The 13,308-nt window shown below is 74.3% G+C and carries 10 protein-coding genes; 1 reads left to right on the top strand and 9 read right to left on the bottom strand.

The genetic code is table 11. The features are described 5' to 3' along the window. Positions 1-141: 141 nt before the first annotated feature. On the bottom strand, positions 142-399 hold the full coding sequence (locus QRN89_RS32335) for a hypothetical protein (protein ID WP_290352956.1): 258 nt from the start codon (positions 397-399) through the stop codon (positions 142-144). Further along, positions 396-1,718: an amidohydrolase gene (locus tag QRN89_RS32330; protein WP_290352955.1), complete on the bottom strand. Its 1,323-nt coding sequence runs from the start codon at positions 1,716-1,718 to the stop codon at positions 396-398. Before QRN89_RS32330 ends, QRN89_RS32335 begins: the two co-directional genes overlap by 4 nt. A 222-nt stretch (positions 1,719-1,940) precedes the next feature. Between QRN89_RS32330 and QRN89_RS32325 the strand changes: the two genes are divergently transcribed. After that, on the top strand, positions 1,941-2,117 hold the full coding sequence (locus tag QRN89_RS32325; protein ID WP_017948544.1) for a thiazolylpeptide-type bacteriocin: 177 nt from the start codon (positions 1,941-1,943) through the stop codon (positions 2,115-2,117). Between the two features lie 319 nt (positions 2,118-2,436). Here QRN89_RS32325 and QRN89_RS32320 read toward each other — a convergent pair whose 3' ends face one another. The 7 genes from QRN89_RS32320 to QRN89_RS32290 form a co-directional block, all read right to left on the bottom strand. After that, positions 2,437-4,401, bottom strand: a complete 1,965-nt coding sequence (locus QRN89_RS32320) for a TOMM precursor leader peptide-binding protein (protein ID WP_290352954.1) — start codon at positions 4,399-4,401, stop codon at positions 2,437-2,439. Next, complete coding sequence (locus tag QRN89_RS32315; protein ID WP_290352953.1) at positions 4,398-5,150, bottom strand: ABC transporter permease; 753 nt, start codon at positions 5,148-5,150, stop codon at positions 4,398-4,400. Before QRN89_RS32315 ends, QRN89_RS32320 begins: the two co-directional genes overlap by 4 nt. Positions 5,151-5,270: 120 nt before the next feature. After that, positions 5,271-6,200, bottom strand: coding sequence for an ABC transporter ATP-binding protein (locus QRN89_RS32310; RefSeq protein ID WP_290352952.1), 930 nt, complete (start codon positions 6,198-6,200; stop codon positions 5,271-5,273). 43 nt (positions 6,201-6,243) lie between these two features. Continuing rightward, on the bottom strand, positions 6,244-7,452 hold the full coding sequence (locus QRN89_RS32305) for a peptidase M50 (protein WP_290352951.1): 1,209 nt from the start codon (positions 7,450-7,452) through the stop codon (positions 6,244-6,246). Continuing rightward, positions 7,449-8,690: a lantibiotic dehydratase C-terminal domain-containing protein gene (locus QRN89_RS32300; RefSeq protein WP_390702307.1), complete on the bottom strand. Its 1,242-nt coding sequence runs from the start codon at positions 8,688-8,690 to the stop codon at positions 7,449-7,451. Before QRN89_RS32300 ends, QRN89_RS32305 begins: the two co-directional genes overlap by 4 nt. Next, positions 8,687-11,563: a lantibiotic dehydratase gene (locus tag QRN89_RS32295; protein ID WP_290352950.1), complete on the bottom strand. Its 2,877-nt coding sequence runs from the start codon at positions 11,561-11,563 to the stop codon at positions 8,687-8,689. The genes QRN89_RS32300 and QRN89_RS32295 overlap by 4 nt, the downstream gene beginning before the upstream one ends. A gap of 3 nt (positions 11,564-11,566) precedes the next feature. After that, complete coding sequence (locus tag QRN89_RS32290) at positions 11,567-13,252, bottom strand: nitroreductase family protein (RefSeq protein ID WP_290352949.1); 1,686 nt, start codon at positions 13,250-13,252, stop codon at positions 11,567-11,569. Between the last annotated feature and the right edge of the window lie 56 nt (positions 13,253-13,308).

The raw sequence follows: 13,308 nt of genomic DNA, 5'->3' as shown, positions 1-13,308 counted from the left end.
AGGGCACAGCTGTCGGCAGGCGCAGGTGTCGGTATCGGGTTCGGGATCGGGTTCGGGACAGGTACCGGCATCCGCATCCGCGATGCATCGGCATCGGCGTCGGGCGGGTCCGCCCCCGCCGGTGCTCCGTGCCGCAGGTGATCAGCCCCGGTGTCGCGACCAGCCGCGCAGCCCCGCGTCGGCGAGGGCGCGGCTGACGGCGCTGCTGACCGTGTGCGGGTCGGTGGCCGCGTCGAGGGCGATGCGCAGCCGGATGCGGTCGGCACGGACCTCGGGCCGGCAGGGCCAGTGCGCGGGCAGGAGGCCCAGCAGCCGGATGACGGTGGTCTCGCCCGCGGGCGCGGACCGGTCGTCGCGCACGGCGACGACGTCGACGTACTCCGGCCGGCCGGGGGTCATCGCGGCACGCCCTCCGGGCGTTCGCGAGTCCCGGGAAGGCCCTCGCCGTGGTCGGGAGCACCCGGCGCGCCGTCCCCGTCGTCACGCGTCCCGGGCGCGCCCCGCCCCCGGCCGGGCGCACCGAGCAGGCTCCGTGCGGCCGTGGCCATCGCGGTGACGCCGGCCGGGAGCGCCGTGCGTACGTCGGGGGCGAACGTGCCCGAGTGGTTGGCCGGGACCGGTTCGCCGCCGTCCCTGGCGGCACGCCACTGCCGGGCGCCGGTGGCACCGAGCATCCAGTAGGCGACGGGCACTCCGCCGACGGCGTAGTGCGGGAAGTCCTCGGTGGCGCTCGATCCGGGCCAGCCGGTCACGCGATGCGCCCCGAAGGCGTCCTCGTGGGCACGGCGCACCCGGTGGGCGGTGTCCGGGTCGGACACGAGCACGGGAGAGGCGGCGGTGACCGTGATCTCCGGCTCGCGGTGGCAGCCGGAGGCGGTGCACTCGGCCCGGACGACCCGCCGGACGGACTCGGTCACCCTGGTCAGGGAGGCGTCGGTGAACGCCCTGACGGAGACGGACAGCCGGGCTTCGGAGGGGATCACGTTGGCCCGGTCCCCGGCGTGCAGCGAGCCGACGGTGAGGACGACCCGTTCGCCCGGCGCGGTCTCGCGGGACACCACCGTCTGGAGCCGCATGACGACGGCGGCGGCGGTGACGACGGGGTCGACGGCGAGGTGCGGGGTGCCCGCGTGTCCGCCGCGGCCGTGGACGACCACGTCGAGGGTGACACCGGCGGACATCAGCGGGCCCCGCCCGTGGGCCACCGACCCGGCGGGCATCGGGACGCAGTGCTGGGCGAGCACCGCGTCCGGGGTTCCGAAGCGGTCGTAGAGTCCGTCGTCGAGCATCGCCCGGGCGCCGCCGAGGGTCTCCTCGGCGGGCTGTCCGACGACGAGGAGGGTGCCCCGCCAGGAGTCCCGGGTGCGGGCGAGGAGAGCGACGGCGCCGGCGGCCGCAGCGGTGTGCAGGTCGTGTCCGCAGGCGTGCATGACGCCGGGGACGGTGCTGGCGTACGGCAGGCCGGTGCGCTCGGGTACCGGAAGGGCGTCGAGTTCGGCGCGGACCATCACGGTCGGGCCGGGGCCGTTGCGGAGCACACCGACGACGCCGTGCCCGCCGACGCGGCGGGTGACCGTGCAGCCGTCGCGTTCGAGCCGGGCGGCGAGCACCCCGGCGGTGCGCGCCTCCGCGCCCGACAGTTCGGGATGGGCGTGCAGGTCGACGTACAGCGCGGTCGCGTCCCTCAGCACGTCCCGGGGGACGTCAGGTGCGGTCATCGGGTCTCCTTGCCCCTCCGTACGGAGGTGACGGGCCGGAAGGCGGCTCCCCCGCCGGCGTCCCCGGCAGGCACGCCAGACATCCGGCGTTCCGCTGACACGGGGTGTCAGTGAAGTGTCAGTGACAGTCGAGGTGAGGTGAAAGGGCGTTCGGCTGCAATGGGAAGCGCGAGGGGGACCGCCGGACCCGCCGGCCGGCCCCGCACACCGAGGGAGACGCCCATGACCCCGAAGCCCGAACTCGCCACGCTCGCCGACGAGATCCTGGAGCTGGAGTCCGAGACCTTCGAGATCTCGGACTACTCGGACGCCGCCGAGGTCGTCCTGGCCGGTTCGACGTCGTGTTCCTCCACGTCGACCTGCTCCAGCACCACCAGCACCACCTCCTGCAGCGCCTGAACCCAGGGGCGCCGCCCGTCCGCGGACGGACCACGGCCTCCCGTCCTGCGGCCCTTCGGCCGGACGGGAGGCCGTTCGCGTGCCGCGGACCGCGGGCGCGAACGCGCCGGCCGGTCCGCCGAGGGCGACGGGCGTGCGGACGGCCGTCGGAGCGCGAACCGCTGTCGATGTACCGCCGGCCGTGGGAGCGCGAACCGCTGTCGGCGTGCCGCCGGCCGTCCGCGTCACCCGGCGGCCCTCGTGCGGGCCGGGCACACCCCGGCCGTTCCGCCGGCCCGGGCCGCCCGGACATGCCGTGGCACACCGGCGGGACGGGCCGTCACGGGAACGGGTGCGGCACGGCCTTGATCTCCGCGTCGGGCAGCGTGTCCGGCCGCCGTCCCGCGTCCCGCAGCCCGGTCCGCAGCCGGGGCATCAGCAGCGCCCGCTGCCGCGACCAGCCGAAGTCGAGCGGCAGGATGCCCGGGACGACCATGGCGACCGTGTACAGCCCCATCCGGCGCTGCTCCGGTGTCGTCTGGTCCACGACGACGACGTCGTGGCCGGCGTCGCAGATCCGCCCGGCCAGGAAGCGCACGTCGTCGCGGAGGTCGCCGGTGCGCGGCCGTACGGAGGCCGTCCACTCGCGGAACGCCCCGTCGAGCGGCCGCACGTCCACGGGTTCCAGGAACTCCCGTGCGTGGTGCGCCATTTCCGGCAGGCCGAACAGCTGGGCGTGGTCCTTCAGATGGAGCACCTTGGTGTAGTCGCGGGACATGTCGAGGAGTTCACCGCGGCGCTCGGCCACCTGGTGCGGCAGGTGCGGGATGTACGTGAGCACCTCCGAGAGCGCGGACTCGACGGTCTCCTCGGGGTCGAACCCGGCCGCGGCACCGAAGGACAGGGTCCCGGGGCCGCCGTCGCGGCGGACGGCGAGGGCGGTGACGACGGGTACGGCCAGGTCCATGGTGGTGTCGTGGGCAAGGACGTCGTAGCCGTGCAGCGCCGCCCGGTCGATCATGGCGCGGATCGAGGCGCGCCGGCAGGTGCCGAGGTCGATCGCGGTGAGCGGGGCGCGCCCGTACCAGGCGAGCAGGAAGGCGTCCCGTTCCACGAGCTCCAGCAGGGCGAAGAGGATCGCTTCCTCCGGACTGCCGCCGGTCGCACAGCCGTTGGAGCACTCGAAGACGAAGTTGTCGGCGTCCACCCCGGCGCTGTAGTGGGCGAGGCGGGCGGGGACGAGCACCGGCCGGTCGTCACGCAGCGAATGGCCCCAGACCCAGGGGATCTCCCGGGCCGGGTCGAAGGGGCTGACGAGCGGGTCGTTCGCATAGGTCTCCGGGGCGTACAGACCGCGCACCGCGGGGTCCACGGCGGGGGTGCCCCGTGCGACGAGGGAGTCGTACGAGGCCGTCACGGGGGTGGTGCCGCGGCGGCGGTGGGTGCCCGCGTAGCGCTCCAGGCCCTCCAGTTGGGCGAGCGTACGGCTGGCGGCGTAGCTGTTGGCCTGGCCGCTCCAGGTGACGTCGTTGAGGCCGGCGTAGCCGCGGACGAAGTTGGTTCCGGCGACGGGCGCGGTGGTGGTCGAGGCGGGATTGATCCAGGTGCGGGCGCCGATTGCGCCGCAGACGGGGTTGGCGAGCGCCTGTTCGGGGAGCGCGTACGACGAGGCGGGGCGGAGCCGGTAGCGGCCGGGGTCCGGTTTGGGGGCGGACAGCAGCCGGAGCCGGGCGGCGTCCGCGGTCTCGGGGACGGTCGTGACGCAGGCCGGGCAGAGGGGTTCGGGCAGCAGCGGGAAGGTCACGGTGGCGAGGGTCCCCAGGTCGACCCGGGTCACCTGGGGCAGGGCGCGGTCGGCCGGTGCCGCGGCCGGCGGGGAGACGTCCCCGCCCAGGACTGCCCGGTAGACGGCCCACACGGCGTCGAGGGCGTACGGGGTGAGCAGCGGCCAGGCCGCGGCTCCGTGCGGGGTGCGGCCGCGTTCGAGTGCCTCGCGTTCGGAGCGGCTGCGCAGGCGTTGCCAGCGCATGGCGAGGCACTGCCCGCACACCGGTTCGCCGGCGCCGCCCCAGGGGCCGATCAGGACGGCGCGCGCGGTCAGTTGGACGTTCGCCCGGGGGCGTGCGTCCGCGTGAGGATCGGGGGCGCCGGTGCCGAGGACGTCCGCGGCACCGAGGGGGGCGACGAGCGGTGCGGGGAGGGCGGCATCCCCGAGTGCCGTGCGGAGTGCGGTGAGTGCCTCCTGGAGGCGGGCGGTGGCCCGTCCCAGCGGCGGCGCGGCGGGGGCCCCGGCGGTGGTCGTCATGTCCTGTCGCTCCAGCGGAACGTACGGAGGGCGACAGCGCCGAGCACCACGGCGAAGCCGGCGAGCACACCGCAGTCGAGGAGGACTCCGCCGGTGCTCCCTCCCGTGAGCGCCCCGGAGACACCGTCGTTGAGGTAGCGCAGCGGCAGCGCCCGGGACAGGGTCTGCATCCAGTCCGGCATCATGTCGAGCGGGAGGAACGAACCGGACAGGAAAGCCATCGGGATCATCAGGCAGTTGGCGACGGCGGCGACGGCCTCGGGGGTCTTCGCGTACGAGCCGACGATCACTCCCAGCATGAGGAACGCCGTGATGCCGAGGACGAGCACGGGCAGCGCCAGCGGCCAGCTCCCGGAGACGCCCAGCCCGAAGAACGGCAGCATGGCCACGGCGACGAACAGGACGGCCTGGACGACACCGACGGCGACCGCCAGCACATAGCGGGAGGCGATGACCGCGGAGACGGGCGTCGGCGTCATCCGGATGAGGCGCAGGATGTCGTCGCGGCGCCACTGCATCAGCACGAACGCGACCCCGAAGACGGCGGCGTTGCCGACGCCCCAGGCCAGCACGCCGGGGGCGATGTGGTCGATGTACGGCCGGCCGCTCTGTTCGACGTCCTGGCCGCTGAAGATCAGGCCGAAGACGACGAGGAACAGCAGGGGGAAGGCGAAGGTGAAGAAGATCGTGGTCCGGTCCCGGGTGTAGGCCCGGTATCCGGCCGTGGTCAGCGCGGCGTAGGCGCTCATGGCGGAGGTCTCCGTGGTTCGTGGCCGGCGGTCGGCGCCGGCGGGGCGTAGGGGGCGGGAGTGGGCGGCGGTGAGGGCGGTCCGGCGGGAGGTGGCGGTGGCGGGAGGCCGGGCGCGGGGCTACGCGCGGGGGTCGGGTGCGCCGGTCAGCTGGAGGTAGACGTCCTCCAGGCCGGCGGTGCGGGTCCGGACGCCGCGGAGTCCGGCGAGCGCGTCCACGGCGGCGAGGACACTGCCGGCGTCGAGGGTCTCCAGGACGACCGAGTCGCCTTCGAGAGTGGCGCGTTCGACACCCGGGATGCCCTGGGCCGTCTCCAGGTCCAGCCGTGCGGCGGGCACGAGCAGCCGCGTCGTGGGGCTGCCCTGTTCGATGAGCCGGCCCGGGCTGTCGAGCGCGGCGACCCGGCCGTCGACGAGGATCGCGACCCGGTCGCACAACTCCTCCGCCTCGTCCAGGTGGTGGGTGGTGTGGATGATGGTGCGGCCTTCGCCCTTGAGGTCGCGCAGTACCTGCCACAGGGCCCTTCGGGCCTGCGGGTCGAGGGCCGCCGTCGGCTCGTCGAGGAAGATCAGCTCGGGTTCGTGGACGAGCGCGGAGGCGATGGCGAGACGCTGCCGCTGCCCGCCGGAGAGGTCGTCGACGCGAGTGCCGCCCTGCTCGGTGAGGGCGACGGAGGCCAGTGCCCGCTCGGCGGCGGCGTCGTCCACGCGGTACAGGGCGGCCACGGTGCGCAGATGCTCGCGCGCGGTGAGCCGGACGAAGAACGCGGACGACTGGGTCTGAACGCCGACACGCGTGAGGAGTGCCGGGTTCCGGGGCCAGGGCGCGTGGCCGAGGACGGTGACTCTGCCCGAGTCGGCGCGTCGCTGGCCCTCCATGATCTCCACGAGGGTGGTCTTCCCGGCACCGTTGGGTCCGAGCAGCCCGAAGAACTCGCCGCGTGGCACGGTCAGGGACACGCCGTCGACGGCCCGCACGGCACCGTAGCGCTTGTGCACGTCGTCCAGGACGACGGCCGGGCCGTCCTGCCGGCCGGCGGTGGGGGGCATGGAACTCTCCTTCGGTGGTTGCGGGATCACGGCCGGACGGCCGTCATGGCGCGGTGGTCAGGTAGTGGTGGGCGACACCCGACGCGGCGGCCGCGAGCAGGACGAGGGTCAGTGCGACGGTCGCCCCGTAGGCGGCGTAGGCGCGCCGGGCGCGCCGTGGATAGCGCGCGGCGGCCGGATCGCGCCGGAGCAGGAGCCCCAGGTAAACGGCCGTCGAGGCCGCGAGTCCGGTGGCGCCCAGGAGTTGTGCGGCGATCCTGTACCCGTCGAGGGGCGGCAGCGGGAGGAGCATCGTGAAGGCCTGCACGCTGCCCAGCAGGAGCAGCGCGCCGAGCGCCTGCCGGGTGGTGTCGTCGAGCGGGGCGAGTGCCCAGACGGCGAAGAACGGCAGGAGGAACAGCAGGTTCGCCGCGGCACCCGCGCCGGCGGTGGCGATTCTGCCGCGCCTGCCGGGCAGATGGAGGAAGTCGTCCACGGTGCAGTACATGATGACCACCGGGAGTCGCCAGCGCAGCCCGATCTCGGAGACACGTCCGCCGTGGTGGTGCGCGAGCACTCCGTGGGCGAGTTCGTGCAGGGCCGTGCTCAGCCACAGCAGGGTGGCGACCGCGAGGAGGAGGGCCGGCGCGGTGAACAGGGCGGTGGTGTCGTCGAGCAGTTCCCCGAGACGCAGCGCCAGTGTGGCCTCCATGAGGACGGTGAGCGCCAGCAGGGGCAGCACCGCGGCCGGGGAGAGCAGGTAGCGGGTGAGGCGGTGCAGCCGGGTCGCGGTCGCGTCCGCGTCGGCGACGAGGCGGACGCTGCCGCGCATCAGCCCACGGGGTGCGTCGGCTGGTTCGGCGGCCGGCACGGGCGGCGCCGGGGAGGTGGCGGCCGCAGGCTGCGCAGCGGGTGTACGGGTGGCGGTGGTTGCGGCCGGGGGAGAAGCGGGACCGCCGGGCACGGTGGTCGTCCCGGCGCGGCCCGCGAGGAGATCGCGGGTGCCGAGCAGCGCCAGCAGGGAGCGCCAGTGGGAGTCGCCCAGGCGCCGCCCGAACCGGCCCGCGTAGTCGGCCCCTATCTCCTCCAGGGTCCGGGTGCCGTCCATCCGGGAGATCAGGAAGTGTTCCCGGGGGCCGACCTTGAACGACTGCCCGCTTCCGGTGTCCTTGATCAGGTGGACGAGGTCGGGTCCGTGGAGGAGCGGTCCGCTGAGCAGCACCCCGGGGCGGAGCGCGGGACGGTGGCGCGCCGGGACGGCCGGGGCGGTCACGGCGCCTCCCCGTCGGCCGGTTCGCGCAGGGCACGGCTCAGGACGTGCGCGAGGTACGCCTCGTCCCTGATGGTCACGTGCAGCCGGTTGTTGGTCATGTGCATGTACGGGGAAAGGAGCAGCGGGAGCGCCGTGGCCGGGTCGGTGACCCGTTCGTCGCGTTCGCCGTCCCAGGAGCGGAACACCAGGTCGCCGTCGCCGGCCAGCTTCTCGGCACGGCTCCGCAACTCGGCGCAGTGCTCGGCCCAGCCGGCCAGGAACGACGGGAGCCTGCCCGGTGCCCCGTCGCGGGTGGCGGCACGGACGCGCGAGAAGTGGGCCGCGAGCGAGGGTGCCATGGCGGCGTAGTTGCGGTCGTACTCCTCGCTGCCGATGAACCCCGTGCCGGGGAAGGCCCGGTGCCAGAAGGTGTAGTAGCTGTCCAGGTAGTCGGCGAGTTCGGTGTCCCCGTGGAGGAACGTGCCGGACATGACCATCATCAGCTGGGCGGAGGTGCCGAGCAGGACCGTGCGCAGGTGGAGGTTCTTGGTGCGGAAGGCGTCGACGACGAGGTCGCTGGAGTGGCGGAAGTGCCATTCGGCGAGGGCCACGCCTGCGGGACCGCCGTACTTGCCGTACTCGGGCTCGTACGGCTCGGCGCTGCGCGAGTTGTTCGGGCGCAGGCGCATCCGGCCCTGGGCGTCGGTGTAGTGGCCGCGCTCGGCGCCGGGGAACTCGATGTCGAACAGCGTGTTGTAGAAGTCGTTGAGGAAGCCGGAGTCGACCTCGTAGAGGGCGGGGCGTTCGGCGAGGAACGCGTCCACGGCCTCCTCGGTGCGGCGCCGTACCTCCGCCGCGTCCCGCGCCGAGGAGGGCTTCAGGCGCAGCCGGACGTGGGGTCCCCCGAGCCAGTAGTTGATGAAGAACCAGCCGGATATCAGCCCGTCGGCCTCCAGTTCGGCCACCAGGGGCCGGATGCACTGCAGGAGCATCGGCCGCGGGTTGGCGGCGTAGAAGACGTGGGTGGCCTGCCAGTCACGGGACTCGGCGGGGGCGGACAGGGGGGCGGACACGGGCGCGGACAGGGGTCCGGATGCGGGTCCGGACCCGGTCGTGGATGCGGGTCCGGATGCGGACCCGGGTGCGGGTCCGGTGCCCGGAGCGGGTGCGGGTGTGGTGCCCGGGTCGGGTGCGTTCGCTGCGCCGGGGACGGGCTGGGCGCTGTCGGCAGGGGGCGGGCCGGCGGCGGTCGTGGTCATCGTCGTCCCTTCGGTCGGGTGGGGACGGCCGTGGTCTCCACGGCCAGTTCGGCGACATGGCGGCCCCGCGCCGACGAGACGTGCAGTCCGCCCTCGTCGGGCAGCATCTCGCGGAAGACCACACGGGCCTCCGCGGTTCTGAGCGTCCCCTCGAACGCCGCGAGGGACAGAGGGCTGTCGAAGTCGACGTACTGGGGCTTGGCCCCGGTGGCGCCGCGCGCCGCGCCGTCCGTCACCGTGGCGAAGACCCGGTCGGGCAGTCCGTGGTGGCGCCGGAAGGCGTGCCAGCCCAGGAACCACTCCTCCTGTGTCCCGGCCCCGCCGTGCGGCGGAAGGGCGGACGCGGGGGCGCGCCAGCTCCGCCTGCTGAGCACGACGTCGCCGTGCCGGACCCGGGGTCTGCGGGTGACCCCGCCGTGGGGATCGTTTCCGGGAACACCGCCGGCACCGCCCTCGGAACCACCGGTGGGATCGCCCTCGGGGACGCCTCCCCACACGTTCAGCGGGGCCATGGAGCTCGGTGAGAGCAGCAGCAGGGTGCGGGGCAGTTCCGGCAGGGCGAGCGGTACGAGGTAGCCGAGGTAGACGGGAACGACCTCGCGGCCGAGCCGGGCCGACCGCAGCACGAGGCGGTCCTCCTCGTCGTCGTGGACGAGATGCAGATCGTCGAGGTGGAGGCTGTACGGCTCGGGCAGGGTCGCGCTCTCGCCGGGGCAGACGATCTCGTACTCGGTCAGCCGCCCGTGCAGGTTGAGGTTGCTGGTGACCGGGCCGCCGGTGACCTCGGCGAGGACGGCTCCGTCGGGGCAGAGCCCACCGGCGCGGTGCAGCAGCCGCTCCTCCAGGCCGTCGAAGCAGTGGGCGAAGCGGCTGAACGGGAACGAGACCCCGCCGTAGGAGCGGTTGAGGACCGCGAGCGGCGCACCACCGGGCGGGACGGCGAGCTGGACGTGGTGGCTGAGGGGCGCGAACGGCGGTGTGATCGGGTCGAGTTCGGCGGCGACCTCGGCGAGGAGGGACTCGCCGACGACCAGTTCCGCGCCGCCGTCGTGGGACTCCCACAGCGCGCGCATCCCGTCGGCGAACGTCTGCCGCGCGGTGTCGAGGGCCTTGAGCTGGGGCAGGCCAAGCCAGTTCTCCTCCGGCACGTACCGGCCCTCGGAGTCGAAGGGGGTGCGACGGGACGTGAACGAGATGTACTGGTCGAAGAAGTCCTCGTGGAAGTCGTGGACGAGTTTGAGCAGGTCGTCGCAGCGTCCGCCGCGGCCGTGGCGGGCGAGGAAGAACCCCTTGAAGGTGATGCGCTGCGGCAGGGTGAGGTCGAAGGCGGGCAGCACGCGCTCGACCGCGCTCAGCGACGCGGCGACCGACCGCGTCCAGGCGTCGAGGGGCAGCCGTACGTCACGGCCCGCGGCGACGTCCTCGTACAGCACCGTCTGCGGCACCCGGCCGTGCTCGGCTCCCAGTTCGGTCTGGACGGTGCGCAGGTCCTCCCGGAGCCCGTCGAGCAGTGCGCGGCGTTCGCGGGGTGCGGCGTCGGCGAAGCGGTCCACGCGGGACAGCGGTCGGTCGAGACGGCCGGCGAGTTCGGTGGCCCAGTCGCTGCCGAGGGCACGGAGCGATCCCTGGAAGGCGCGCAGCGGATCGGTGTCGTGGACCGCGGTGCGCAGTCCCGGGACCTGGACCATGCCGATGTCGAGCAGGGCGCTCAGATACCGCTCCGCCTCGGCCGCGGTGGCACCGCGGTCGGCGGCCAGCCAAGCGGCGAGATCGCCGTGGCGGAGGCTGCCGCGCTCCTCGAGCAGTGCGATGAGCCGCTCCAGGGTGCCGCTGCTCCGCAGGAAGAACAGCCGGTCCTGGACGGCGTCGAAGGTGACGGCGGTGTCCTCGTCGCCGGACGTGATCCAGCGGCGCACGTAGCGCACCCGGTCGTCGACGCGTCCCCAGCCGGGCGCGAGGGCCAGCGGAAGGTCGGCGCGCCGTGCGGGATCACCGGTGACCGCCTCGGCGAGCCGGCCGAGCGCGGCCACGTTCAGCCGGGCACGGCCGGTCCACTCGTCGTCGACACGGACGTCCAGGGGCCCGTCGGCACGACCGGCCCGCCTCCCCGCGTCGTCGCGGTCACGGACGGACGGGCCCTGACCCGGACCCGGACCCGGGCTCGGGGCCTGGTGGTGCACGGCGTCACCGCTGTGCACCGGGGCCCCGCCCCGTCCCGGCCCGTCGGGCGCGAACTCCCCCGGCACCACACCGGTGAACGTGCTGAACGGGCTCGTCTTGCACGCCGTGCGGTACAGGTACGCCAGCAGGGAGCGCTCGATCTTGCGGTCCCTCTTGCCCGGAGCGCGGTCGGGGCCGGCGGCCAGCCGCCGCTGCCAGTCGTCGAGTTGGGCGTCCAGCGTGGGGGACGCCAGCAGCAGGCCGCCGCGCAGCCGCGGCTCGCCCGCCAGCCGGCCGAGGGCGGCCCTGGCGCGGCCCGTCTCACGGGCGAGGAGCGCGGCGCCCTCGGCCCGGCGGCCGTCGAGAGCGCGGCGGTCGGCGAGCCAGCGTTCCAACGTCCGCCCGGCGGCGGGGTCGTGTGCGCGGACCCGTGCGAGCGCGGGTTCCGCGTCCCTGGGCAGCCGGTTGTTGAACACCGCGCGGCGCACGGCGAGCAGCATCCGCCGGGAGGACTCGTCCTCGTTGCGGCCGATCAGCCCGTGCAGCACATCGCCGACGCGGGCGCCCTCGGCGGCGAGCCGCTCGGTCTCGGCGAGCACGTCGTCGGCCCAGCGGCGGCTCGCCGGGCAGCGGAGTTCGCGCACGCAGTCGACGGGAAGCCCGGCGACGCGGAGCATGAACGGCATCGTGGTCTCCACCCTTCCGGTGCTCATCGGTCAGGCGATCTCGTGACGGAAGTCGGCGGGGGCGGACCGTTCGTTGCCCAGCATCATGATCAGCAGGGGTGCCTCTCCGGTGCGTTCGAGACCGAGTTCCTCGGTGTACGAGACGTTGTCGAAGCCGAGCGCGACGCCGCAGCCGACGCCGAGGGCCGAGGCGGCGGTGTAGACGCTCTGCGAGATCGCGCCGACCACGGCGTTGACGACCCGGTAGCCGCGGTCGCCGACGCTGTCGAGCACGGCGCGGGTGCGGACGGTCGGCACGAGGACCGCGCCGGTCTGCTCCAGGTTGTAGTTGGCCAGGAAGTAGTTCTTCTGGAGGAAGGTGCCGGGAGGTCCGGCCTTGACCAGCCTCAGGGTGTGTGCGGCGGCGTCGTAGGCGTACGTGCCGGGTGGGATGCCCTCGGTGTGGCCGACGAAGGCGTACAGTCCGGCGACCGGCGTGGTGTCGGTGCCGGTGTCACCGCCCAGGGAGGCGCCGGCGGTCGCGGCCGCCAGGCAGGACGCCAGGTGTCCGGCGCCCAGGGGCCGCCCGGCGTCGAAGCGGCCGAAGCTGCTGCGGCGGTTGCGCAGTGCGGTGCGGACGTCGGCGTCCAGCGGCAGCGGCGCGGGCAGCGGGACGGCCGGCAGGCCGGGGTCGGGTACGGGAGCGGCCGCCGGGGCGAGCGCCCCGGCCGCGGGCCGTCGTGCGGCGTGCTCCTCCGTGGCCCTCTGCATCCCGGTCACGGCGTCGAAGGTGAGGACGGTGCGCGAGCGTTCGACGTCACGACGGCGGACGGCTGCCGTGCCCGCCGGCGGCGCGGGCCTCGGCTCCGCGCCCTGCCAGCGCAGCGGGACGACGGCGAACACGCCTTCCTCCTCGGTGCGGATCCCGAGCAGCCGGGCGAGCCGCCGCTCGTCGAACCACATCAGCGGCTCGACGCGGAGCCCCTGCGCCCTGGCCCAGATCCGCCACGTCTGCACCACGGTGCCGATGTCCATGGTGACGGCGTGGAAGGAGAAGGAGTTGTACTTGAACGCGTTCTGCCAGTACTTGATCCCGAGGACGAGGAACTGGTCGGTGCCGGCCGCTCGTCCGGCGGCGGAGTCCGGTTCGCCGGAAGCGCCGGGCCCGGCGAGGTCCTCCGGCACGTCGGGCGCCGTAGGCGCTGCGGGCTCCCCCGGCGCGGCGGGCACCGGTTCGCCGAGGGCCTCGCGCACCTCGCCGGAGACGTCCCCGGTGAGGAGGCGCTGCATGGCGTGGTGCCGGGTCGCGTAGTAGTGCACACCGGGCGGCAGGGGGCCGCTGGGACCGGACACCCAGTAGATGCTGACGGGGTAGAGGCCGCCGCCGGAGGCGGTGCCGCGGGACCAGTTGGCGAGCGGATGGAACGGCAGCGCGTCGAGGTCGGTGTTGGCCTGGACGCCGAGCCTGCGGCCCGTGAGGCCGTAGGAGTCCCGCAGCATGCCGGACAGGGCGGGCAGGTCGAACGCCCGCTCGGGACCTTCGACCGCCGGCCGCAGCCCGCGGCCGACCGTCGCACCCGGCGGCACGGTGTGGCCGGGCAGCGGCACGGTGTCGGCACCGGGATAGAACTTGGTCTTCCGGGGGCCGTCCGCCCAGTTCGGGACGAAGTCCGCCGGAGGCATCGGGACCCTGCCCCGCCGCATGATCGCGGCGGCGTAGTCATGGGCGTACCCCATGGGTGTGCTCCTTGTCCGTGGGGTGCCGGGCCGGGCCCGGTCAGGGAAGGGAGGGA

The organism is Streptomyces sp. HUAS CB01, assembly GCF_030406905.1.
In the GTDB taxonomy this organism is placed as follows: Bacteria; Actinomycetota; Actinomycetes; order Streptomycetales; family Streptomycetaceae; genus Streptomyces; species Streptomyces chengbuensis.
The sequence above is the reverse complement of the archived record's forward strand: the minus strand, read 5'-3'. Positions and strand labels throughout refer to the sequence as shown.

Coding starts and splice junctions, on each gene's coding strand:
- QRN89_RS32335 (WP_290352956.1), bottom strand. CDS start 399: ATGACCCCCGGCCGGCCGGAGTACGTCGACGTCGTCGCCGTGCGCGAC.
- QRN89_RS32330 (WP_290352955.1), bottom strand. CDS start 1,718: ATGACCGCACCTGACGTCCCCCGGGACGTGCTGAGGGACGCGACCGCG.
- QRN89_RS32325 (WP_017948544.1), top strand. CDS start 1,941: ATGACCCCGAAGCCCGAACTCGCCACGCTCGCCGACGAGATCCTGGAG.
- QRN89_RS32320 (WP_290352954.1), bottom strand. CDS start 4,401: ATGACGACCACCGCCGGGGCCCCCGCCGCGCCGCCGCTGGGACGGGCC.
- QRN89_RS32315 (WP_290352953.1), bottom strand. CDS start 5,150: ATGAGCGCCTACGCCGCGCTGACCACGGCCGGATACCGGGCCTACACC.
- QRN89_RS32310 (WP_290352952.1), bottom strand. CDS start 6,200: ATGCCCCCCACCGCCGGCCGGCAGGACGGCCCGGCCGTCGTCCTGGAC.
- QRN89_RS32300 (WP_390702307.1), bottom strand. CDS start 8,690: ATGACCACGACCGCCGCCGGCCCGCCCCCTGCCGACAGCGCCCAGCCC.
- QRN89_RS32295 (WP_290352950.1), bottom strand. CDS start 11,563: ATGAGCACCGGAAGGGTGGAGACCACGATGCCGTTCATGCTCCGCGTC.
- QRN89_RS32290 (WP_290352949.1), bottom strand. CDS start 13,252: ATGGGGTACGCCCATGACTACGCCGCCGCGATCATGCGGCGGGGCAGG.